Here is a 24,176-nt window from a genome sequence, read left to right as displayed (position 1 = left end):
CCCCATCAAAGTCTCCCGCCTCAGCCTCCCCTCAAATTGCCTAGTGGTACCTATCATTGATATAAATTAAAAATTAACAGCTTGAAGTACCTATCGTTATCTCGATTTCCGGGGTTTGTAACTGTTATTTCAGGCATTGACCATTCAATTTTTTTAGAAAATCCAAGGCTGACTCCAGAGATACGAGTCGGAAAAAAGTTTAAAGAAAAATTGAAATACCAGACAAATTACGTTATATTAGGGGACAAATTTCCACTAAAATAATGGCCAAAAAATCCTCAAAAGTAAACGAACCTGCAGTTGCCACCTATCAAAAGGCCACAATCACTGCTCAAGACATCCTGGGGGTGGATGTAAGTGAGTTGAGTGAGCCTTTAAATCGGGTTGAGACTTTCCGCCATGGATTGAGGAAAAAATCCTTTGAAAGCCTAAAAGAGGTATCCGGCCTGGACAATAACACCTTAGCTGCAGCTTTGGGAGTTTCTGCCAAAACCCTTCAACGGAAAGAGGTTTTTGACACCATACAGTCCGAAAAAATGTATAAACTGGCAGTTTTGTATGCCTTGGGCAATAATTATTTTGGAAAAGAAGGGTTTAGGCGTTGGATGGAGCGGCCCCTTTTCTCCATTGGCAATATCAAGCCCATAGCATTAATTGATGTTTCAGAGGGGCTTGATTTATTAAAGGCTGAAATCATGCGTTTGCAGCATGGAATTGCAGTTTAGCAGGAACCATGAAAGTTTACAGGATTGCTTTGACGAAATACTGTGATGCCAGTGGTGAAGGGGCAAAACTGTATGGTGGAAGGTGGAATCTACCTGGTAGTCCGGCTTTATACGGGAGTTCTTCTGTTTCTTCTTCCTTGCTGGAACGGTTTACAATAGACGCAGAACTGTTTTCCTCCGAGCGCTATATCCTATATTCGGTTATGGAAATCGATGTTCCAGGCGATTGTATACACATTCCTGATGTAAAAGAATTGCCCTCAGACTGGGATGCCATACCCCCTAAGGTAATGTCACAAGCATATGGGTCTGACTTGTTGAAATCCGGAATGCTTTGCTTCGGTGTAGCCTCTGTTGTCGATCCAGGCTCCTTGAATTTTATCATCAATCCCTTATCGGATAAGGTTAATTCCATACATTTTAAGGTCTATCCGCTACAACTGGATCATCGGATTGTCAGGTAACTGCACCATAATCCCTGCCGAATTGGTTTGCCTCTTGTGTGGAATTTGGCTACATACCCGATAATGAAATTTTACCCCCCTTCTTTATAGCTAATAAAAAAACCAGATATGGGATGCAAAACCAAAGTTCAGCTAATCAAAAACCTATTAAGCTCCAACTACCACGGTCCACTCCCGGATTTCCCAGGATTTCACCAGCCCGTTTAGCCTATAGGGATCTTGTTGTACAAAATCCTCTACCGTTTTAATGTCATCGCAACGGAACACCAGCACAGCCTTATCTGCTGGGTTAGCCAAAGCACCACCCATGATGAGGTGTCCATCCCTGAAAAAAGCGGCTGCCAGTGCCAGGTGCTCTTTCCGAAAGGGAGTCCTTCTTTCCACATAATCTTCGGTTACTTCATAGGTAAGCAGATAATGATTCATGTCATCAGGTTTAAACTTTAGCTTACAATTTTACGGATTTAAGATAGCATTTTAAAATTTACCCTCCTTGTCTGGTAAAAGGTTCAAAATATACCCAGCAGTACGCTTATGCTCAGCTAATTAAATCTTAAAAAAGACATTGCTACCTGTATTTATGATCCATAAATACTTATATTGTAGGAGCCAAACCTGCTTCCACGCTTTTTTCAGGAAAGGTATTGCTATACAACCAACCCAATATTCTACTATGGAGGATTCAAATCAAAATGAAGGCACATCGCCAATGAGCAATTTTGAAAAACTGCTTCCTGAAGGGTCTGACAATACCAACCCTAATTTCGTGCAGGTAATGGCAGCCATTTTCAATGGTTTGGGAATTGGATTATTTTTGGGGATTTTGCTGGGACTTTCTGTTTCCCCGGTAGTCAGTGGTGTTATAGGATCCATTTCTTCCTTGCTGGCCATCCTTATAGGGTTGAATGAGAAATTCCTTGACCCCATCAAAAGCCTCCGGATTGGAGCCTTTGGCCTTTTCTCGGTAGTAGGAATAATCATAGGCCTTTACATCAGAGCAAATGATCCATTTGCTCCCTCCCTTTCCGATAAAATGGAAGAATATCTGGCCATAGGTTACACAGAGGCTGAAGCCAAAGCTTTTGTTACAGGATTTATCCGTGCAGACTCCTCCTCGCTTGCCATCAGACAAGCCAATGTGCTTTATTCTTCTGAAATAGAGATTGGAGCATGTGATTTTTTGGTATATGCCAATGTAGAAACTGCTCCTTCAGAGGTTTACAATACCTTTGAAACGGCAGGGGGAATATGGGCCAAATTTGTGAATCAATTTAAAAAAGACCTACCTGAATCCCTGGCTGCCACTGCACTACTTGCATTGAGAGACAGTTTCTGCAATGCTGGTCAGGGGACCGTAGTGGTAAGTGAAAACCTCAGGAATCTGGGAAATGAAAGCAGCCTCCAGGAGATAGATGAAGCCTTTGAAAAGGCAGATCCACCCTGGGACAAACTCCATGAGGAATTTGCCAAACACTACAGCCAGGAAGAAAGAAAACAGGTCTATCTATCGTTAATCAAAGTGCTTAAACATGAATAAATGTACCTGGATATTGCTTCTGCTTTTGCTGTGGAGCACCCGTCTATCCGCCCAAAACTTTAATCCCAATAAAGTAAAGAATTCTTTGGTCAAGGTAATTGTATCGATCAACAACAGGGAATCCAACTCCCTGACGGGTTTCCTCTGGAAAACTCCCGATCAGATTGTGACTTCCCTGCATGGCATGAGCCCAACAGGAGAAATCAGGATCTTGTATTCCGGACAGGCCTGGAGAAAAGCACGGATAAAAAAAATTCTTCAAAAAGCAGACCTTGTCCTTCTGGAACTGTTGCCTGGCCAACCTGCACTTCCGGCAGGAATGGTCCCAATAAATGCATTCCATCCGGAGAAAGTACCCATAGGCACTGATGTGTTTGCCCTGGGCTACAATGGTGGGGCTACCGGAAGTTCTTCCAGGCAAATGAAAAAAGGCTATGTAGATCCTGAAACACTGGCAGAACTGATTCCCAAAAAGGACTTAGATGCCTTAAAAAGAATAGGGTTCCCTGCACTGGACCTGAACATTTTTTACCTTGAGGGCAGCCTGCTGCCGGGTTTTTCAGGTGCCCCGGTTTTTGATGCCCAAAGCCGCCTCATAGGGATTGGCGATGGGGGACTGGAAAAAGGAGCCAGCAATGTAAGCTGGATCATCCCTGCAACCTACCTGCCTGAACTGGAAAACTCCTCCATTTCTGCGCTTCCAGCCGGATTTGAAAACCTGACACAACTTTTTTCAGCCACAGCAAGAATAGAAGTAAATGCCCCGGAAATCGAGGAAAATACCCGGGTAAGCGACCAATTTCTTGAAAGTAGTTATAGCAAAATGGATGATCTACCCGTAGAAGCCATAGGTTTTGAATTTTACGCCACCAAAAATCGCTCCCTAATAGAAATGATGGATACTTCCGACGATCCTGAAAATATTCAAAAACTGGCAGATGAATTTTCATTGGACATCAACATACAGCTGGATTATGAAAACATGCGTTTCGATATTTATGAGGACATCAACAATGGCGTGGTACTCGCTATACCAGAAGGTCGCGCGCTGCAATTCAACCCGGCTGAGGAAGCCTTTCAGGTAAGCAACTTTGATGGGAATGACATGCAACTCTATTTTTACGGCATGCAAAGTGATTTTTCACAAACCGATTTTGAGGAATTGCTGGTGCTTATGGGAGAGATTATCAACCAAAATTTTGCCTTTCGTTATGGCATGAGCGGATTTACCATAGATGAGGAATATTCTACCTGGGACGAATTTGAAGGAGGCCGGAAAATAGCCTGGATCCTGTCTTTGGGCAATGAATACCTCATGGGACAAGATGGCCTGCAATATGGCTTTTACGTGTACATGACCCTACTGATGACGGAAGAAAAAACATTTATGGCCATCGCCACCATACCGGTTCCGGTAGAAATGCTGACCTTGGCCATGACCTATGGGCTGGATTGCAACAATCCCGGTATGTATGCCGGGTATTGTACCTATTTTAACCAGGTGTTTAAGACTTTTGCCGCAGCACACCTGATCAATTTCGCCTATTGAAAGCAGGTCCGATAGCATACAATGAAATGAAGGGGGGTATTTCGGGTTTGGCTGCGATCGGATGGGGAGACGAATGGGTATCCTATCCTGGCATGCTGCTGCCGAAAAACGATATTTTTGGCTATGAAAGACCTGTTTCTATCCTGGTATCATAAACAAGTTACGCCTATCCAAAGGTCAAATGAAGCTGCCCAATAAAATCGGATTTATTTGAGTAAATATTACTCCTATAAAAACGGATCAGTTGCTTAACTCCCTGTCCAGCCCTTTACCGAACCGGCCGGGGAAAGACAGCCAAACTTTCAGCCCCTTGCTCACCTACAGCCTGCACCGCAAAGAAGTAATTGTCTTTGGAATAGGGCAGTTCCATTTCCAGGTCTTCGGTATAGAATTTCCTTTCCCACATGGCCGAACTAGTTTCCCGCATCAATATATAATACCCCCTTGCTATTCCATGCTCAGGAGCCTGCCAGCGCAGTAAGGAGGAATTGCTAAGCCCACTGATATCCACTCCCACGGCTTCCGGAACCGAGGGGGCAGTGGCCAGATTTGCCAGGACAGCCAGGTTAACGGCGGTATTTTTACGTAGGTATTCGTAGTCTATATGCTCAATGACATCCCCATAACGGATCCCCTCTTCGGTTCGCAGGTCCTGGTGCTGCTGGTAGTAGTTTTCATTCATCTCACACAAACGTACGGCCGTAAAGCCTTCCCGGGAGAATGGGGTATGGTCCCCTCCCCTTAAAAATCGGTCATTGCGGTAAAGTAATTTAATTTCAAGTTGATCCACATAGCGTTGTCCCACTTCCTTGATGTACCTGGCCAATTGCCTGGACTTACTGTCATTTTCCGCATTGGTTGCGCGCCGCAAAGCTGCCATTTCTTCCGTTTCCATTAATGGTACTCCCTCACTAAATACCCGCAATTGGGTATTATTCCTAATTTCGGTACCGCTGGAGGCACTGTTACCGATCATGTCATTATTGATCATGGCTACCAGGTTCCAATTTTCTTCCCTTGCCCTCCTGGCCAGATGCGCTGCTCCGATCAGGCCTTGTTCCTCACCGGACACGGCAACGAAAATGATTGTGGCAGGGAAGGATTTCCTGCACATGATTCTTACCATCTCTATAAGTGCCACTACACCGGAGCCATCATCATTGGCACCTGGCGCATCGTCCTCGGCGTTCATGATATCTGACACCCGGCTATCTATATGTCCACTAACGATAAAGACCCGGTCATCCGAAGGATCAGTGCCTTTTAATGTAGCCATTACATTACCCATACGGGTATCTTCCAATACCCGCCTGCCATTAGCCTCCACCGTGAAATAGTCGATTTCGGATGTCAACCTTCCATTTGCAGCATTTTCAAAGGATTGAAATTGCTGCAAAACATACTGCCTTGCCGCTTCAATACCCCTGGTCTCCCCGTCCTGACTTAAACTGTGCCTGGTACCAAAGCTGACCAAACCCTCCAGGTAGGATTCGAGGCTGTCTTTGGAAATATCTTCCACCATGGTCTCTATAGCAGGCATCCGGTGTACGGCCGGAACCTGGGCCTTATTTGAAAAAGGGAATAAAAAGAACAAAAGGACAGCTATTTTTTTCATAGGTAAATCTTTTTTGGAAGGTTAAAGCTAATACGAAAAAACCAGAATATGCTACCCCTATCAAAACATCTATCCCTCAATCAAATCATTTCCGGAATTGATTCCAGTATTTTTTTCCATACCGGGAAAAAACCAAAGAAATCCCTGAACTGAAACCACATTCGGGAGGATACCCAACTGAAGTGTCCAAATAATCCAGTTCTTAAAAATTATAGCACAGCATTTGATAGGTAATATTAAACTTAACCAACACTTCAAGGTATGTCAGTTCTATTCATTTTCCAACGCTTTTTTTTATTTGGTTTATTATTCATTCAGATCAGTTGCGCCCGAAACCCGGTCACGGGCAAAAAGCAATTGGTGTTCATGTCCGAAAAACAGGAAGTAGAAATGGGTAAATCTTCTGATCCTGAAATTATCGCTTTTTTTGGCCGGTACGATGACCCTGAATTACAGGCATTTATTACAGAAAAAGGAAATGAAATGGCTGCCGTATCGCATCGCCCAAAATTGGATTATGAATTCAAAATCGTTGATTCTCCCGTCATCAATGCCTTTGCCGTACCCGGAGGTTTTGTATATTTTACCCGTGGCATCATGGCCCATTTCAACAATGAGGCAGAGTTTGCTGGGGTTTTGGGCCACGAAATAGGCCATGTAACTGCCAGACATTCTGTCATTCAGCAGCGCAATGCCATGCTGGGCCAATTGGGGATGATTGCCGGAATTGTCCTGGTGCCCCAACTTTCGGATTTTATAGAACCTCTTTCCCAGGGCATGCAACTTGCTCTGTTGAGCTTCGGCAGAGATGCAGAACGGCAATCGGATGAACTTGGGGTAGAGTATTCTTCGAAAATCGGGTACAATGCAGTGGAAATGGCTGGTTTTTTTGAAACCCTGGAAAGACAACAGGCAAAAGAAGGCGGCAGTCCTGTACCGGAATTTCTTTCTACACATCCTTCTCCCGCTGAAAGAAACGTTACCGTGGCCCGGTTGGCACAAAATTGGAAAGAAAAACTGGACCTGAATGACACAAAAATCAACAGGGAAACTTACCTGAGAAGAATCGAAGGCCTGGTGTACGGAGAAGACCCAAGACAAGGATTTGTGGAAAACAAGGTTTTCTATCATCCCGAATTAAAGTTTAATTTCCCCGTGCCGAAAGAATGGAGCCTTCAGAACAGTCCCCAACAAGTGCAAATGGCTCCAAAAAGCGGGGAAGCAGTCATGTCGTTGACACTTAGTTCTGGCGAAAACCTCCGGGAGATGGCCGACCAAATGGTAAAACAATACCAACTCGAAGTACTATCTGTAAGTGATGATAAAGTCAACAACCTGAATTCCCTGCAGCTAATGGCTGAACAAAAACAGGAAAATGGCAATAACATCCGGCTTTTGGTCTACTATATTCAGCTAAATGATATGACCTACCGGTTGATGGGTCTGGCTGAGAGCAGTAATTTTGGAAGCTATGAGCAGGATTTTTTGGGTACCATGAGAAATTTCAGCGAACTAAAAGTGGCAGATAAGCTGAACCGTCAACCCGAAAGGTTAGCCATCCGAAGCGTCAATCAGGCCATGACCCTGGAGAGGGCACTTAAAAATCACAAGATTCCAGATAGTCGCCTGGAAGAAATGGCCATATTAAATGGCATGCTGCTAGATGAGCAGTTGGAGGCTGGTACCCTGATCAAGGTGGTAGAATAACCCCCTTCTGGAATTTAATACCGGATTTTGGCCATTTTTCAATCACTTATGCGATTATTTTAAGCAATAGTCTAAATTTAAATTCTATTTTAAATTACAAACCCTTATTTTACAAGATCTTAAATGCATGTGAAATTTCATTGAAAAAAATGATCAACCGAAAGATCAAGAAGGGCTATGGCCAAGCCGACCACTTATATCGCAGTTACAGGACACCGGGACCTCAGGCCTGAAGATTTACCTGAAATAAAAGTTAAGGTAAAAGAAAAATTAATCCAGATCACCCGGGACAAGGACCTTGGGACATTCAGGTTGTTAAGTGGAATGGCCGAAGGGGCCGACCAATTGGTAGTTGAAATAGCCAGGGAAATAGGAATCCCTTCTACGGCAATACTGACAGTCCAAAACCAAACAATGGAATTACCTAAGGGTATGGACAGGCACATCCTCCCGGATTATTTTCCAAGTGAAAACGAAGAAAATTACTTTGAAGCTTTGGGGAATCACCTCCTTGCAGAAGCCAGGCATATTTTGGTCCTTTGGGATGGGGTTTACAATGGCAAAAGAGCAGGTACTTCAGCAGTTGTCAAATGGGCTTTAGAAGGAGACTATAAACTTAACCTTCATCACCTGGTAGTACCAAGGTCAATTAATCCCTACCCTTTGGCAAGTCTGTTGCCTGATAGCCTGTCATTTACCCAGGAAAAATTTCACCGCATCCCTTTTACTGTTCATTTTAGCTGGGTTGAAGTAGCCCTTCCCCTGGTAAAGAAAGAAACACTCTTTAAAAAGATATGGAAACCAATTGGCCGAAAAATAGGCTCCCAGGTTTTTCTTTCTTTTGTATTACCCATGCTTCTCGTGCTTTCTACCCTTGCACTGGGTACCTTTGGCTTTCTACAGATCCTTCCTAATCTGGATTTCCACAATGCCCTTTTCATGGCCGTTAACCTGATCACATTCAACAATTCAGTGATCGAAAATACGGCGGTCCCCATAGCCTTAAACCTCGCCAGATATATGGGACTTCTAACGGCTTTATCAGCCTTTACCATTGCACTGTATTTTGCACTTGGACAGGAAAGGCGGAGGCTTAAACTCATTTTCTGGCAGCGTTTCTATCCTCATCAATATGTAGTGGTACTGGGGACCGGAGAGAAAAGCTTTACACTGGTAAAGGATTTGTGTTCCTCACGGAAAAAGGTGGTGGTGGTTTGCCCTGAAGAAAACCAACCCTTCACCTCCGAAATACAAGGAACAGGAGCAATTTGGGTCAAAGGGAGCACACACTCTGCCAGCCTTTTAAAAAAATCTATCACCAAAAGGCCGATGAAATCTACCTGCTGGATGAGGATGACACCAACAATGTCCGAACCACACTGGAACTGGACAGGATTTCCGGAAACATTCCCAAACGGCAAAGGTGGTATGTTCATCTACAAGACAGCAGTCTCAAAACCTTGTTATATAGTCATTTGGAAAGCTCATCCAGAGACCGCATGCATATCTTTGATATTTGTGAAAATACCGCACGAAGATTACAATTGTGCTTCCCATTTGACCGCTTTTATCAAAGTCCAAATGCGGAACAAGCCATGGTGGTCATTGTGGGATTCGAGAAATTAGGTAAGGAAATAGCACTAAACGCCTTAAGACTGGGACACTTTCCCGGAAAAAAACGCCTGAAAGTCAGGGTCTTTTGTCACAATGCCATGGCTGCCAGAGAAGAATTTTTAAATAGCTATCCCGTGTTCAATACCCATCCTAAAGCACATCACCTACAAGAACTAATAGCAGACCTCTGGGAAAAAGACAGTCTTGAATTTTATGACCTTCCACAGGAAGATGCCGCCAGGCTTTCCGGAAAATCCCCTCTTTTTGCCGAAATACTGCAAACGAAAAACACGGTAAGCCTTTACATCTGTTTGGAGAATGATCTGAATTCCGGTGCTTACCTCTCTTTGCTTTTGCCCAAACTCAATCGCTACAAGCAACAAGAAAACTGTAACCTACAGGTATTTTGTTATTATAAATTCCCTAACAAAACAGAGGAAAAAAACACAGAATACCGGTTAAACCAATTGGCCCCGGAGGTTCCTGTGCGCTGTTTTGGCAATCTCCTTGACGAATGTACTGCTTCAGCAATCCGTGACCGTGCTCTGGATGCTTTACCCAGGCAAATCGCCTACTGGTACATGCAAGGCTACGGTGACAGCAATTTGGAAATTAACCGGGTCTGGCAGGAGAGCAGTGAACAGGAAAAGGAATCCAACAGGCATGCGGCAGATCATCTTTGGGTAAAACTTCGATCGGTTTGGAGGGAGATTGACTGGAAATTTCATCCCGAAACATTCGAGCCACTGCTTGACCCGGACATCGTTGCTTTTCATGAAAAAAGACTAGGCCAGGCCGAACACCGGCGCTGGTGTGCAGAATTATTACTTCAAGGTTTCAGGCCCCTTCAGGATGAGCCCGGGGTCATGGAAGCCTGGGAGCATTGGAAAGCCTATTGGTACAAACAAGGAGGAAAAAAAATCCTGAAAGCAGAAAAACTACACCTGGACCTTCGCCCATTTGATGCTCTTGATGAACAGGAGCAACAAAAAGACCTGGACCAAATCCGTACTATCCCTAAAATGTTACAAGCCATCATCCGCTCTTAAAAATTCAATCCATCCCAAATACTATGTATTCACAGGAATTAATCAAACGCTGTTTTGTCATTGGTCCCATGAAGGACATGAGCAGGCTCAACTTACTGGCAAGAAAGATCGTGGCACCCCTGGTAGGACCCCATGGTTTTACTGTGATCACCCCCGAAGAAGGCAATATCGGTTCGGTCATGGACCAGGTCCTGTTATACCTGGAACAAGCCGATATATTGGTCGCAGACATTACGGGTAATAACCCTAACGTCATGTATGAATTGGGAATTTACCATTCCTTCGGTAAACCTTCTTTGATCGTAAAAGACAGTTCTGTTTCAAATGAACTGGAGCAAACCCCTTTTGACATCGCTGCTTACAGGTTTTTAGACCTTCCTTTTGATGATACTGAGGCACCCAAAGCCCTCTTGAAACCCCGGTTTGAGGACATTATCAAAGTATTGGGTGAAATAGACTGGTTTCCAAATCCGGTAACCCGTTTTTACAATGCGCCAATCGCCGAAATTCCCACAGCTGTGGGACTGTCAAAAAACTACCTGAAAAACTTCCTTTCCATGATTCTTCCCAAAGTATTCATGAGGTATGAAGACAGCGATGACTTCGAGCTGAAAGTATATGAAGTAACTGGAAAGGACGACAAGGGCAACCCCATTGAACGGCAGCTGGACCAAAAACAACGGGAAAAGTTGCAGTTTGAAATCCTGATACCTGATAAAATGCACATGGCCAACCATGACTACATCCGAAATCTCCAGGAGGGGAAACTGATTGATTTTGTAGGTGCCAAAGTCATTCGCCGTTCCCGTCCATTCAATCTTTATCTACGGTATGATGAAACCGGAGCTCCGGTGCTAATCGATATTCCCACCGTATTGGTCACCTTGAATGAATCCATTCAGCGCCGGCGCGGTCTGCAGGAAACGCAAATAGACAACTCAGAATGGCTTTTGCTGGAAACTCAGGAACTTGAACGCTTTGCCACCAAGTGTGAATTGTTTCGTAAAAAACTGGAAACCGAATTCCCCAGCACCAAAAAGAAAATTCGAATCGTATGGCGGTGGAATCCGGAAATAGCAACCCTTGATTGAATTTGAAGTGATTTAACCACTTAATGGCAAGTCTGATGCGTATCTTGGGTGGACTCCGCCTTTAAGAGTAAGTCATATGTGATTGATAAAAAATAGTTTATGCCCTGATTTTTAACTCGCTTCAGTAGGATAATGTAGGGTTGTATCTTCTTGTTATGGATTCCCTGGATATTTGCTCACCTCCTCTTAAATCGTTTAAAGACATATTTTGCTTGAAATTAGGTCGGAATCAGGTAATAAAATTAGCCGGATCAAATTTAAACCCCGCCATTTTTGGATTTATAAAATAATAGTCAAAAAAAATAAAAATGAGCCTCATCATTTTCGAAACGAAAAAGCCATAGCCAGATAATTACCTGACTATGGCCTTTAGCAATAGATTTAAATTAACTTAATTATTGATCAATACATCTGCGCTCAGGTTGTTGTTATTACCTGCAGGAGGATTATTGTATCCCCTTGCCAGGATGGTATAAACTCCACCAGATCTCAAATTTAAATCCGGAATGGACAATACTTCCTCTCCATTATCTGTCAAATTTACCTGGAAAGATTGAACCCCGCTTTCGACTGCCATAAATGACGTCGGGTCCAAATAAGCATTTCCTTCTGCCAACACGGTGTTTTCATCCTCTACCGACCTGACCAGATTTACTTCCGGAGAATCGGGAGATAGGTGAATAAAACGTACGGCAGCCTCTCCTGAGGATAAGGATAACACTTCATCTTCTACCAAAAATGCCTGAATATCATCATATTCATTTACATAGAATAATGAATATGCAGCTTCTGGTTCAAAATTAAAAGTAGTATCCACCACTACATTTGAAGCATTAACCGGACTAACACGCATGGTTCTTTCTCCTGCATAGAAATTGAGATAATTGGAATAATCCGAATATCTAAGTGGATAGTAATTGATACGTCCGTTTTCCATTAAGATATCCAATGGAGGGGAATCAGGTGAGGCATTGTATAGCCCTACATAGGATATGTCCGGAAGGGGAACAGGGTCGTCATCCCCTACATCACAAGCCGATATCACAACGGCTATCATGCCAACACCAATTGCGGACATTATTGGAAATCTTTTTCGTTTTATGAACTTATTGATTTTTTCTAAGAACATAATATTAAATAAATTTAAAATTTAAGATTTATTGAATATAATATATAACGGCACAATTGTCATGCCGAATCCCGCCAATGTGGGACTGCATTTTTGGTAATTGGGGGTGTTACCTCGGAAGGAAATGATATTAGATATTTTGAAAAGTTCCGCCCCGTTAGCAAATTTCACATAATACCTATCTGTAAGATTCTGATTTTCCTAAATGAAAGGAACCGTGAGGCAACCTTCAAAAGCACAACAGCCATACTGCCTGCTGCCAGATTAAAAGAATTTTTTGAAGGAGATTTCTATTAAAAACGAAAGCCTTTTTTGGTACCAGTGCCATGCTGATAAAAAACAAGGTTTTCTTATCCTTCCATGCGTGTTTTGTAAACTTGGGTAATTAACTTACTCACTTTGGGAAAATGAATGGAGCACAAATCTCAATCCTTCCTGCTTTCAAAATTGGGTACCAGCTCCCTGTACCATTTTTCTAGCTCATTGCCCCTAAACACGAACAGGTAGAATTCGTCATCGTTCGGAAAATTGCGGTAGGAAAGCACTTCTAGCGGAACTCCCCCTTCGAGACGCTTCTCTGCAATAGTATAATTGTTGCCAAGAATTCCGGTGACCTGGTCTCTGGACATTCCCAGCTCCAGTTGGTTCATATTATTGCTTCTCAGGGAGGCAAAAAGATGCGGTGAACAGGAGGAGAGAACCATCAAAAATAAAAACGCAAAAAACAACTGACTTTTTATCATATCCGATTTAGTTTACTCTTACTACACGTAATTCCTAAAAAAATGGTTGTCGGTAGTCGGTATGATAACCGTAAGGGCGAGCGCGAAGAAGAAGTACTGACAATAATTAAACGTATTTATTAGTTTTTATCATTATTTGGTCGTACCTTAGAGAAAATCATTGTCCGAATAAAACAAAAAAGACTCTTTGGTTTGAAGTCGCTATATGAATAGCTATGAAATATCTTGATCAAGGGTATCAAAACCTAAAAATCTGCAGGGAGCACTTAAAGCTGCTTTGCCTGTCCTACTCCCTCAAAGGTATGGGCGGCCGACTATTTTTAATTTCACTACTCTTTACACTGGTTTTTTGCCAAGGAAAAAAAGCCTCAGAAGGGGCGAGCGCTGCAGGCCAAAAAAGCAATCTGCTTGAAAATTTCACCTTTTCTATGGATACCCTGATGGTGGATACAGGGGATCAACTGATCAACTTTGGCATCCCATTTATAGGGGCCGTTTCTCCCAATGGCTTGCACTACCATATCCTCGACTACAAAACATTGGAACTACAGCGGATACATCTGGACTCGTTAAAACTAGTTGATTCCTATTTTTTTGAAAAAGACGGGCCCAATAGCCCCGGATTTACCTTTCCTTTTCAGCCACTCGGTGAGGGCCTTTTCTTCTTTCCCGCTTTCGGGAAACCATCGATCATCCGGAATTCTGGAATCAAGGTTCGATCCTGGAATCTGAATCAGGAAAAAATTATTGAAGGATTTCCCGTAGAATCGGCAACAGTAAACAACAGGATTGTATTTGACGCTAACCTGGACCAATTGTATTCACTACCTTTTAACTATGAAACCCGGCACTATTATCTCGCAGTGCTGGACTCCACAGGTGAGCGGAAAGTGATGGTGCCTCTACCCGAATTCCAGAAAGCCCATTTATTCACCATCCGTACAGGTGGGCCTGAAGGCGGTGGCTTGAAGATTGAGTTGCCGTTTTTACAACATTTTAATGACAGGGTACTTATTTCCTGCACGGTCGGAAACGGAATTTACGTCTACGAGTCCAGATCCGATAGTCTTTTTTACAGGCGATTTCCGCTCAAATTGGTTCCTCCGAAAAAAACAGGAGAAGTTAAAAACCAGGTTCTTAGCCAGCAGGAATTTGAGAGAGAATTGGAAAAACTGTCAACTCAAATCAGCTACTGGAATTTTATCAGGGACGAAAAAAGCGGAAGGTATTTCCGGTTTGCCAGTAGGGTACTGTCCCCAGAAACCGAATCAACCGCAGCCAAACTCGAAATCTTCCTTATGGCCTATTCTGAAGACCTGGAACTTATCGGAGAGACAAAAATCAAGGGGCTGTCTACCTTGCCAAAGGGCGGATTTTTCAAGGATGGTAAACTATGGAGCCATGTCAATGTGGCCGATGAATTGGGATTTGCCGTGATGGATTTAAAATTCTAACCATTCCCTGATAAATAAGGCAAATAAGGATACAAACCACTATTCAAAGAGGGGCCAGTGCGAGGTTGAAAAATAGCTCCATTAATTCTCTTTCAGCTCCAAAAACACCATTCTGTAGTCCTCACTATCGAAATAAACATACAGCCTGTTGGCATCAATTTCAAAGTAGACGGCATTCTCCAACGCTTCTGTATAGGAGATATGGTGGCTTTCTTCCGGAAAAATAATGGTGCCGCCTTCCGGAAAACCCCAATCGGGCAAGCCAACTTCAAACTCAATAGCTCCCTGCTCATCATAAGAAAAACAGGAATGAAGTACCCCCAGGTGGGTCCTGGTTTCCAGTTTAAATCTTCCCTGACATGGTTGATCTTCCTCAGCCCATTCCTGATCCATTAACTTCAGGTAAAGTGGAAAATCATAGTCATCCAGCCTATTATCGTATCCACCCTGATAATGGGTAAGATGAGCCAGTCTCGCCGTACAGGTATAGGGGTAAAAATTGCCTGTTTCCAGATGTTCAAAACCGACAAATTCCCAATTGCCTATCAGCGGTATGGGGTCTCCCTCCTGATCCAAATCAAATCCGCAGACCGGATAGGCGGGGTCTTCTGTAGTCTCCTCCAGTTCCGCAGGCCCTTCCATTTCTTCCGGCTCCCCGGGTGAGGAGATATCCTCAGAACAGGAAAAAAATAGCGTCAATAAACCAAGAAAGACGGGTTTCTTAATCATTGGATAATTTGTTTAATGAAAGAATGCTTAGTTAAGGGATTTAGCATGTCTTTTAATCAGCCTTGAATGGCTGTCCCAGTACCAGTTTATCCCCTGAATCATCGACTTCAAATAGTTTGGGGATACGTATGTAACGGCCATTCTCCCCTACCTGGTGACTATGGACCGCCATCAGCAACTGTCCCTCAAAAGTTCTGAATAACATACCGTGCCCAAAGTTTGGCGGGGTAATAGGTTCTTCCTCATGTATCCAGGGACCATCCAATGTCGCGCTTTCGGAATAGGCTACCCCTTGTGTGTAATCACCGAACACCCAACTGGTCCAGATCATCCCGAGCCTACCGGTCTGGGTTTTAAACAACCAGGGCCCGTCCGTGACCTTGTTGGGAATGGTATCCCCTGCATCATTGATCTCACGGCTCCAGGGGGATTCACTGGCGCTAAAAAGGAGCTGGGTTTCTACCACCGAACCACTCAGATCGGGTTTCAATTCGATTTTCTCAATGGTACCGTTCCAGTTTTGCAGCCACTCGTAGCAATATACCATATAAGGTTTGCCGTCTTCTTCCACCCAGAAAGTCCCGTCCAGGGTCGGCTTATCGGCCGGCAGATAGGTCGGATCTTCCATGGGCCGGTAAGGTCCTTCCGCCTTGTCGCTAACCAGGATATGGGAGGCCCTGCGCTCGATCACATTCCCTTTTACTGTATCGATTTTAACCTCTCTATTGGTAAAGGTGGCAAAGTTATAATACTTGTCTTTATACTGATGCAATTCGGCAGCCCAGATCATGGGGCGGGGACCCATCCAGGAAGCCGGGTCGGTTTCGACCACCCGGTACGGCCCGGTCCAGAAATCAAGATTTCTACTTTTCCAGAGCAAGCCTCCTGTTCCGGTCATGTAATACGTGGCAGTTTCGGAGTCGGCCAAAATACAGGGATCGCTTAACCGAATGGAATCCAATGGGATATTTTCCCTGATTTCAGGCCGGTGGTCTTGGGAATAGGCAAGAGGCTGCAGGGCCAGGATAAAAAGTAATAGGGCAATCAACTGTTTCATAGGATTGGGTCTGTTAAATTGAAATGCAAAGGAGCAAAAAGGAAATGGCGGAATGGCTTTCAAAAAAAGACACCAACCTAACTTAATATGAGCAATTCGTTCACAGAAAGTCTTTGCTCCATCAGGGAAATTTCCTCGCCGGGCAGGTATCGTTGTATACTGGCATAACTTCCTTTTTTCGGATTCGTATGGACTTCAATCCAATTGTTATCCAGATCGATAATCCAGTATTCCGGAATGCGATGGGTGGCATAAAGGGGCAGCTTTACATCCTTATCAAACCTGATAGAAGCATCGGACACTTCGATGATGGCCAGCACATCTGCAGGGACCGGATGGGCGGAAGCATAAAAGTCAGGGCGGTATTTTAACAGGCAAATGTCCGGTTCGGGTTCATTCCTATCATCGATTTGAACCGGATTTTGAACGCCGACGACTGCCTTATTTTTGAACAGCTCATTCAACAGGCTGGCCAATTTATTTACTATGCCTGCCTGCTTACTTCCAATCGGGCTCATCTCGTATATTTCACCTTGTATCAGTTCCAGGCGGTCATCCGGTTTCAGTATGCCCATCTCGGCCATTTTGTGGTATTCATCTACATTTATCAACCGCTTTACGACTTCAGTTGCCATGGTATGGTGCTTTTTTCTGTTTTAAAGTTAGTTAATTTCAGTTTTATATGCCAGTATGCCACTCCATTTGGGAGTTTCATTTTTACGACTATTCCTTTAACTTTACCCATACAATGATGGGATTCAATTCAAATCCGGTTTCATCAGTCTCCCTTCTGATATAAAAATAGTCACCGTCCCCAAATGCATGTAACAGTTGCTTGCTTCCATCTGCCACCGTGAATCCATCCTTTAAATCATAGCCAACACTTTTTTCCTTATTGTATACGAATTGGGAAATAGAATACTTATCGCTACGATAGGTCATGAAATAATAATCATCCTGCCCGGTGATTTCTAATATATTAAATACTTTCCTCTTGTCCGAAAAAGCAAAATCAAACCTACTATGCGGCTTGAGGTGATTTCCTTCTATTGTATATAAAGTATCCCTTTGTAATTCTTCATTCATGATCACTGCGAAGAATATCCCAGGCTCACGATCAAAGGAACTGATATATTGCTGCAAAATGGAAAACCAATACAGCAAGTAAAGAAAAATTGTATTGAAATAGCTCCATTCGAAATCTGTCTGTCGATTGGTTGGCCTGCTTAAGATAAGTTCTGATGCGGATGATTCCAAATTATTTGTCATTCCTGAAAATTCCCAACCAGCAATGGAAAATACCAAATTTGTGTCCATCTCAATCGGCAGAAAAATCAATATTAGTTTTAGGTACCACTCAGTCTGATATATCCACCCTGAATGGTGCCATCGGTAAGTTTTCCTGGTTAGAAACTCCTGCAAGTGGATAGTCACCCCAGGCGTAACGAATGGCTCTGGGTCTGGCGACCTCGTCGGAATAAACCAATATGTCATCTCCCTGTAAAACGGCCTTTGCCGGATAAAATACCTCATCAGAACCGGCAAGCTCAAAACCACAGGATTCACCGGTACAATCTAAGACAAATTGCTGCCCCGGATCCTTCACCTTGACTACTACCGTATCTCCTTTGACTTGATGGGAGCCATAATAGGGGCCATCGGCCTCTATATCCCGTCCATATACTTTCTCCAGTGCTTGCAAGGCCAGCCGCCTGCCAAATTCCTGCTTGTTTTTGGGATGTACATCGTAGGGATCACCAATATCAACGGATACTACCATTCCCGTATGAGGTAGTTCCAATGCAGTTGCCTGAGCCTCCCGGAGCGGACTTCTTACAAAAGTTCTTTTTTCAAATTCATGACTGCTATAGGTGCCGGTGTTTTGTACAAAAAGAAAAGGCAACTTATCATTCTTCCAGTAGGCTCTCCAATCCCGGATCAATCGCTGAAATAGCTGTGCGTACAGTTCAGGCCTGCGTGCATCGGCACCACCCTGATCCCAAATAAAACCTTTGATTCCGTAAGGAATGAGCGGACTGATCATGCCGTTAAACAAAAACGAAGGTTCGTTTACATAAAAGGGTTTTGCAGGAGGAATGGGTTCCTGATTGTTGATTCCCTTCCAGCCTGAAGCAAGTGATAATTGAAAATTACCAGAGGAATCTGCAAGGACATATTCCTCCGGAGCTCCATAAAAATTGGCTCCACCCCAGGGGTTGGAAAGGCGCGAGGCGATTTCGTTGATGCCTTTCTTTACCCAGGCTGCCGGCACCCGGATGTTTACCGGAGCAGGGTATTGGAAATATCCCAGTTCCTGTCCATTCCAATACACATGACTTTGCCTGTTCAGGAACCCAAGCTGCAATGTCAGGTCTGTGGTTGCCAACTCCTGGTTCAGATTTACCTGATGCTTCATCCACAGCACCTGGCCATGTTCCATTGTATCATCAAAAAGATCCAAATCTTTCCAGCCCACTGCGGAATACCCGGGCGCTAGCATCTGGCGCTTGATTTCCGGATCCGGATGACTCAACTTGTTTCTTCGTATGCGGTGGTACTCTTTAGCCGCTTGTACCTGATTGCTCCAGGTTTGCGGAAAATACCGAAGGTCGGATTCCAGCTGTGGAAGGGAGTCCGCAAAATCCTGCAGGGTCTGTTCGTTGGACCAGGTCAAAATGCTGGTACCTCCCCAGGAGCTGTGGATAATGCCAATCGGAATATTCAGGTCGCGGTGTAGCTTTTTAGCAAAAAACCAGGCAGGTGCAGAAAAACCGGCCAATGATTCAGGACTAGGCTTTTCCCATCTGCCACCCGAAAGGTTCTCAACAGGCTCGGGCGATGGAAATAGCGGCACATCAAAAAGCCGTATTTCCGGATAATTGCTATCCTCCAGCTCCAACCTGGCATCAAGTATTTCAGAATGGGGGATCCATTCCCAACCACCCATTGGATGTTGCATATTGGATTGTCCGGAACCCAACCAGACATCTCCTATCAGAACATCTTTGAATTCGGCTTTTTTTTTCCGCTTTCGATGCTCATGGTATGCGGCCCGCCAGCAGGGAAGGCGGGCAAAGCTACCTGCCAGTGGCCGTTGGCCAAGACCCTTGTCTCCGCTTTTTTGTTTCCCAATTGGACAGCCACTTCCTCCCCCGCTGTACCTACGCCCCAGACAGGGATGGGTTGATTCCGCTGCAGGACCATATTGTCAGAAAATATACGAGCAGCCTGAAGCGACTGGGGTAGCTTGACCGGCATGAGGGTACGGAGCGTAACGGGACCAAACAATCCCGAGGGTATCAATGGCACCTCTTCCCAGGGTACCCGGATATGGCTGATCCCTTTGATATTGGTTTCCTCGATATGCGTTTGGGTAAATTTTTCTCCGGTAATGGCGTCTCCGGTAATCCGGTTGGACCAGGTATTGGCTACTTCAATCCGCAGGCTGTTGATCCCCGGACGGAGCAGATCGGTCACGTCGAAGCGGTAAGGTTTGGCCCATGTAATGCCCAGGTGTTCATCGTTTAGCCAGACCTCCGCCACATGTGAAAGGTCTCCCAAATCCAGATAAGTCCTGGCTCCGGCATGGTGATTGGGATACAGGGGCTGTACAAATTGCTTTTCATAACGGGCTGTTCCGGAAAAATATTTAATACCCTCCACCTCAGATGTTGTCCAGGATGTCAGCTCCGGAAACACGGCCTTTTCGGGAGCCCCCCAGCCTTCGGGGAAAAACACCTCCCAGGCTCCATCAATAGTCTCTTCCTGAATGCTACTATGTATTTCCTGGGAACCGGCTTGTTCATTCATTACAAAGATCCCCTCGTCCCAGACCTCTACTCCATCCCTCGTATAATTTATTTTTGGAGGGTGCAATCCGGCACCTGCAATTTGTGAATAATGTCCTGCAGCAATTCCCGGCGCAAAAACGACAAACTTGCTTTCGTAGGGAGCCAATGTAAGGGGAAGGCTGACTTGTGCTTCCTTTTGTTCATACACGCCCACCGGGATAATATGACCGCTTTCCGGATCCCAAATCTCCGGCACCCTGCCCTGCTGCCGGAAATGCAGGTTTCGGGAAAGCCATTCCCCGGTAGTATTGACAACAAAATAAAAATCAAGGTCTCCCTTTTGGTAATGGGTATAATCCAGGGTATAGAATGACTTGTCTTCATAATCAAGATCCGGCACCAGTCCCAATGCCTCCGTTAGTTCAGTTGGGTCTGCATCTTCGAAAATCACTGCCTCTTCCGCAATTAAATCTTGCGCATCGAAGGGGTGCCAAAGTTCCTCCAGCCATCCTTCCATGTCAGGCATGCCGGTTTTTAATTTCCTTTGTGCAATCTCTTTCGGCCTGGGGCCGATGATTACCGCACCATTTTCTGCCATTTCTTTTAGTTTCAGCAATACTTCCGGATGGATTTCATGCTCCTCCGCCAGTGCCAGCACGCTGAATTCCGCTCCATTAATGGGATTAATGATTTTGCCTTCCTGCACCTCCAGCCCAAGGAGTATCTCCGTATTGACCAGTTCGTAATCATAACCCGCCCCCGGGGAGAACCTGCCTCGCTTGTGCCCACCATAGTTGGGGATGGTATCTCCATAGTAGTAAAGAAAATCAGCTTGGAAATCAGCCTCCTGAAGAATATAGGAAACCCTGGCCAGGTATTCGTTAAAAGGTCTGATTTTCGGCCACCATACCCGTTTGTCGTTGTAATGGGTACCGGCATGATACACGATACCCGGCACACCTGTTCCCTCCGGATTGTGGGTAGATCCATGCACCACCACTTTATTCATACCTTCGGCAAAAGCCCTGTCTCCTATCGGCTTCATCTCAAAAGGACCCTCCTGCCAATGCTGGAAGGAAGTAAAAGCTTCCATTTCAACTATTCCAAGACCATAAATGTGAGATGCCGAGGAGACTTCCTTCACTACCCTCAAAATATCCATTCCGTCTTCGTTGTACCGGCCGTGATTGATCCAGAACTCTCCTCTGGGAATGTCCAGCCCTTTGCCCAGTGCCTTCAGGGGCTCAACCGGCACATTATGCAAGGGAAGACCGGGGCCTCCGGCCTCACTGTTGTTTTTGAGGCCATGGGCATTGCAGACTTCTTTGGATTTCATGTAAAAATTATGAATCATCAGTTCGGACAAGGTGCGCTGAAAATCAGCCCGGAAATTGGCTGTTGTTTCGGCTGAAAATTCCGCTTCCTCAAATAGGATGGGCAGGAGTTTCTTGACTTCATATCCGTTGATCGCCTTGAATTTCTCAGGTAGCGTGGGGGTCCAGGTAAAGCCCCTGGCCTCATAACTCGCCATATAAAGGCTTTTTAAGGCAGTTTCTCTTAAATCCCCCAACACGGACTGCAAGCGGTCAATGATATAATTAAAATGAAAGGCGGTGGCTTCTGCATCGTAATGGTCCACGATAGGACCTGCAGAATACTTACTGGGCAAAATCAGGTTTTCACCCGAATTGGAACAAACGTACCTTACAATTTTCCATTCTCCTTCCGGAACCTCCCAATCCAGCATCCCGGTTTCCGGATTGAAAAATTCGGAAATATCCCTGATTTGGCTGGTATCTGCCAGACTTTCTCCGGGAAATTCAGGAATCGCCAGCAGGGCGATTTCGGCTGCATAAACCGGTTTACCATCCGCTCCGAATTCGATCATCCGCTTTCTTCCTCTCGGATCCGTATCCGGTATTTCGGGAAAAGGAATGGTTACTTTTTGATTTTTACCTCCACTCAGATTAACTTTTGATTGATAAATGGATTTGGCTGCATGCTCCGGAGTTAGCCAATTTCCTCCCGCATTCCAGCTACTGGCCGTATTCAATCCTACTTCCATTCCCAACTTCCCGGCTTCCTCCACTGCAAATTGGATGGTTTTCAGGGATTCCTCCCCCAAAAATTCCGGACCTGTTCCCACCAGAACGGTATCCCGGGAACCGATTTCGAATATGGTAAATCCAGATACTCCGGCTTCTTTGAATGCATGTATTTCTTCCTTTAACCGCAGGCTATCAACATGTCCACCCAGCCACCAATGGTAAACGATGGGGTGGGCATAGGAAGGTGGGGTTTGGAACCCACTGTGAAACTTTTCATATACCGGGCTATTTTGTCCAAAACCCGGCAAAATAAGCCCGGCAATAAAACCGGCCAGGATCAGGATGTATTTGATTTTTGTATTCATGGTCTGGAGATTTTGGGGTTTAAAATTCATTTCTATTGGGTAAGGGAGCTGCGTTCGGGTAGCGGATGCCATTCCAAAAACGGATCGCCACTCTCCCTAATCCATGCTGACAATGCTTCCTTCATTGTTTTTTTGACAGACAGGTAATTTTCTTCATAGGCCAGATTCGTTGTTTCGCCCGGATCATTCCACAAATCAAACAATTGCTCGTTTCGTTCTCCCTGATTATACAGGTTATATTTAAAGCGCTTATTCCGAATCATTCTTGCATGCCTGCTGGAATCCAGTTTATCATCGGCCAGTTGCACGACTAAATAGTCCCTTAAATTCTCCCTGGGATCTTCCAGCACCGGCTTCAGGCTTTTGCCGGTAAATTGGACATTCTTTTCGACCTGGGCATAATCCAATAAGGTTGGAGCCAGGTCTATTCCGGAGACCAACTGTTCCCGGTTAATAGCTCCAGAGGGGATATTCCCTTTCCAGCGGATAATAAAGGGAACCGTAGCTGCCTCTTCGTATAAACTCAATTTGGCCGCCCATTGGTGCGCAGCAGCACCATCCCCATGTTCGCTGGTCAGGACCACAATCGTATTTTCATCCAGCCCTGCCGATTTAAGTGCCTCCATTATTTTTCCTATCTCTTTGTCCACCATCTCCGTAAACCGGTAATAATGGTACAGGTAGGCTCGCCAATCCTCGGGAGTGTAGTCTTTGGTTAACAACAGTTCATCTCCGTAATGGTCCATGAGGCGCTTTTCGGCAAGAAATTCCGGCTCGTCTTCGGCTATTTCAAAATTAGGCGGCAAAGGAGGGAGCGTATCCAACTCGTCAGCTTTGGCATACTCATCCGGCCTTCTCGGTACATGGCAAATGTCATGTGGATTGTGGAGAGAAACGGCTAAAAGAAAGGGGTTTTCCCCATCGTAATTTTGGATATAATTTACTGCCGCATCTGCAATGGGACCATCGGTGTCTTCGCCCAGGTCCCAGGCTTCATCCAGGGATTGAAAGGGAATCACTTTAAATCCAGAGACAGAATCCATTTTGTTTTTTGCCGGGTAAGATAGAGGCAGGTGCCATTTACCTACCCAGGCTGTCTGATAACCAACATCTTGAAAAAGATGGCCAATAGTGGGCACGGAGGAATCAATATGTGTGGAATTCCAGACCACACCTGTTTTATGAGGCATCATTCCTGTAATCAGGCTGCTTCTTGCAGGCCCGCACACCGGACTGCTACAATAAGACGCTGTAAAATAAGTGCCTTCAGCTGCCAACTGATCCATTGCAGGCGTATGTAAATTTGGATTGCCCAAATAACTGATGGCATCATTGGTTTGCTGATCGGTCAGTATGATCAGGATATTTGGCTTTGCTTTCTCTTCACCTTTTTGGGAACATCCAGGTAAGAATACCCCGGTTATAAGGATTGAGAATAGGTAGGATAAGTTATCGAAACGCATAGAAAATAGGATTTATTGGTAATGTCCAAGCAGTATTAAGTTATGA

Annotated in this window: 21 protein-coding genes; 10 read left to right on the top strand and 11 right to left on the bottom strand. The window is 44.7% G+C overall.

The window, feature by feature from the left end:
- Positions 1-263: 263 nt before the first annotated feature.
- Positions 264-725 carry an antitoxin Xre-like helix-turn-helix domain-containing protein gene (locus HUJ21_RS10880; RefSeq protein WP_291369675.1) on the top strand — a complete coding sequence of 154 codons (462 nt, stop codon included), beginning with the start codon at positions 264-266 and terminating at the stop codon, positions 723-725.
- An 8-nt stretch (positions 726-733) separates the two neighbouring features.
- Positions 734-1,189: an RES family NAD+ phosphorylase gene (locus HUJ21_RS10875; protein ID WP_291369673.1), complete on the top strand. Its 456-nt coding sequence runs from the start codon at positions 734-736 to the stop codon at positions 1,187-1,189.
- A 147-nt stretch (positions 1,190-1,336) separates the two neighbouring features.
- Here HUJ21_RS10875 and HUJ21_RS10870 read toward each other — a convergent pair whose 3' ends face one another.
- A complete protein-coding gene (locus HUJ21_RS10870) occupies positions 1,337-1,615 on the bottom strand; it encodes a YciI-like protein (protein WP_291369671.1) in 279 nt (92 codons plus the stop codon).
- Positions 1,616-1,862: 247 nt separating this feature from the next.
- On the opposite strand from HUJ21_RS10870, the gene HUJ21_RS10865 reads away from it, so the two are divergent.
- The 3 genes from HUJ21_RS10865 to HUJ21_RS10855 are packed head-to-tail and all read left to right on the top strand — an operon-like array spanning position 1,863 to position 4,430.
- Positions 1,863-2,726, top strand: a complete 864-nt coding sequence (locus HUJ21_RS10865) for a hypothetical protein (protein ID WP_291369669.1) — start codon at positions 1,863-1,865, stop codon at positions 2,724-2,726.
- On the top strand, positions 2,719-4,275 hold the full coding sequence (locus HUJ21_RS10860; RefSeq protein ID WP_291369668.1) for a serine protease: 1,557 nt from the start codon (positions 2,719-2,721) through the stop codon (positions 4,273-4,275). Before HUJ21_RS10865 ends, HUJ21_RS10860 begins: the two co-directional genes overlap by 8 nt.
- 26 nt (positions 4,276-4,301) lie before the next feature.
- On the top strand, positions 4,302-4,430 hold the full coding sequence (locus HUJ21_RS10855; RefSeq protein ID WP_291369666.1) for a hypothetical protein: 129 nt from the start codon (positions 4,302-4,304) through the stop codon (positions 4,428-4,430).
- A gap of 113 nt (positions 4,431-4,543) precedes the next feature.
- Here HUJ21_RS10855 and HUJ21_RS10850 read toward each other — a convergent pair whose 3' ends face one another.
- Positions 4,544-5,890 carry a M20/M25/M40 family metallo-hydrolase gene (locus HUJ21_RS10850; RefSeq protein ID WP_291369664.1) on the bottom strand — a complete coding sequence of 449 codons (1,347 nt, stop codon included), beginning with the start codon at positions 5,888-5,890 and terminating at the stop codon, positions 4,544-4,546.
- A gap of 261 nt (positions 5,891-6,151) precedes the next feature.
- Here HUJ21_RS10850 and HUJ21_RS10845 point away from each other — a divergent pair, with 261 nt between their 5' ends.
- The 4 genes from HUJ21_RS10845 to HUJ21_RS10830 all read left to right on the top strand — a co-directional run bounded on the left by HUJ21_RS10845 (position 6,152) and on the right by HUJ21_RS10830 (position 11,351).
- A complete protein-coding gene (locus HUJ21_RS10845) occupies positions 6,152-7,597 on the top strand; it encodes a M48 family metalloprotease (protein WP_291369661.1) in 1,446 nt (481 codons plus the stop codon).
- Positions 7,598-7,774: 177 nt separating this feature from the next.
- The gene (locus HUJ21_RS10840; RefSeq protein WP_291369659.1) at positions 7,775-9,223 is read left to right on the top strand and encodes a hypothetical protein; all 1,449 of its coding nucleotides are present in this window, start codon (positions 7,775-7,777) and stop codon (positions 9,221-9,223) included.
- Entirely contained in the window at positions 9,193-10,260 is a 1,068-nt protein-coding gene (locus HUJ21_RS10835; protein WP_291369657.1) for a hypothetical protein, read from the top strand. The genes HUJ21_RS10840 and HUJ21_RS10835 overlap by 31 nt, the downstream gene beginning before the upstream one ends.
- Positions 10,261-10,283: 23 nt before the next feature.
- Positions 10,284-11,351, top strand: coding sequence for an STING domain-containing protein (locus HUJ21_RS10830; protein ID WP_291369655.1), 1,068 nt, complete (start codon positions 10,284-10,286; stop codon positions 11,349-11,351).
- Between the two features lie 391 nt (positions 11,352-11,742).
- On the opposite strand, the gene HUJ21_RS10825 is transcribed toward HUJ21_RS10830, so the two are convergent.
- The gene (locus HUJ21_RS10825; RefSeq protein ID WP_291369653.1) at positions 11,743-12,429 is read right to left on the bottom strand and encodes a DUF4397 domain-containing protein; all 687 of its coding nucleotides are present in this window, start codon (positions 12,427-12,429) and stop codon (positions 11,743-11,745) included.
- Positions 12,430-12,905: 476 nt separating this feature from the next.
- The gene (locus HUJ21_RS10820) at positions 12,906-13,223 is read right to left on the bottom strand and encodes a hypothetical protein (RefSeq protein ID WP_291369651.1); all 318 of its coding nucleotides are present in this window, start codon (positions 13,221-13,223) and stop codon (positions 12,906-12,908) included.
- A 215-nt stretch (positions 13,224-13,438) separates the two neighbouring features.
- On the opposite strand from HUJ21_RS10820, the gene HUJ21_RS10815 reads away from it, so the two are divergent.
- The gene (locus HUJ21_RS10815) at positions 13,439-14,677 is read left to right on the top strand and encodes a DUF4221 family protein (protein ID WP_291369649.1); all 1,239 of its coding nucleotides are present in this window, start codon (positions 13,439-13,441) and stop codon (positions 14,675-14,677) included.
- An 81-nt stretch (positions 14,678-14,758) separates the two neighbouring features.
- Here HUJ21_RS10815 and HUJ21_RS10810 read toward each other — a convergent pair whose 3' ends face one another.
- The 7 genes from HUJ21_RS10810 to HUJ21_RS10780 all read right to left on the bottom strand — a co-directional run bounded on the left by HUJ21_RS10810 (position 14,759) and on the right by HUJ21_RS10780 (position 24,130).
- Positions 14,759-15,406: a hypothetical protein gene (locus HUJ21_RS10810; protein ID WP_291369648.1), complete on the bottom strand. Its 648-nt coding sequence runs from the start codon at positions 15,404-15,406 to the stop codon at positions 14,759-14,761.
- Between the two features lie 52 nt (positions 15,407-15,458).
- Positions 15,459-16,463 (bottom strand): glycoside hydrolase family 43 protein, encoded by a 1,005-nt coding sequence (locus tag HUJ21_RS10805; RefSeq protein WP_291369646.1) that lies wholly within the window; start codon positions 16,461-16,463, stop codon positions 15,459-15,461.
- A 77-nt stretch (positions 16,464-16,540) separates the two neighbouring features.
- A complete protein-coding gene (locus HUJ21_RS10800; RefSeq protein WP_291369644.1) occupies positions 16,541-17,098 on the bottom strand; it encodes a Uma2 family endonuclease in 558 nt (185 codons plus the stop codon).
- A gap of 88 nt (positions 17,099-17,186) precedes the next feature.
- Complete coding sequence (locus HUJ21_RS10795; RefSeq protein WP_291369642.1) at positions 17,187-17,780, bottom strand: hypothetical protein; 594 nt, start codon at positions 17,778-17,780, stop codon at positions 17,187-17,189.
- Positions 17,781-17,820: 40 nt separating this feature from the next.
- Positions 17,821-19,422 (bottom strand): sialate O-acetylesterase, encoded by a 1,602-nt coding sequence (locus tag HUJ21_RS10790; RefSeq protein ID WP_291369640.1) that lies wholly within the window; start codon positions 19,420-19,422, stop codon positions 17,821-17,823.
- 35 nt (positions 19,423-19,457) lie between these two features.
- Positions 19,458-22,667, bottom strand: a complete 3,210-nt coding sequence (locus HUJ21_RS10785) for a glycosyl hydrolase (RefSeq protein ID WP_291369638.1) — start codon at positions 22,665-22,667, stop codon at positions 19,458-19,460.
- A gap of 32 nt (positions 22,668-22,699) precedes the next feature.
- Positions 22,700-24,130 carry a sulfatase-like hydrolase/transferase gene (locus tag HUJ21_RS10780; protein ID WP_291369636.1) on the bottom strand — a complete coding sequence of 477 codons (1,431 nt, stop codon included), beginning with the start codon at positions 24,128-24,130 and terminating at the stop codon, positions 22,700-22,702.
- Between the last annotated feature and the right edge of the window lie 46 nt (positions 24,131-24,176).

It is taken from the genome of Cyclobacterium sp. (assembly GCF_014762705.1).
Classification (GTDB): domain Bacteria; phylum Bacteroidota; class Bacteroidia; order Cytophagales; family Cyclobacteriaceae; genus Cyclobacterium.
Note: the sequence above shows the minus strand (reverse complement) of the source record. Positions and strands in the feature narration are given on the sequence as shown.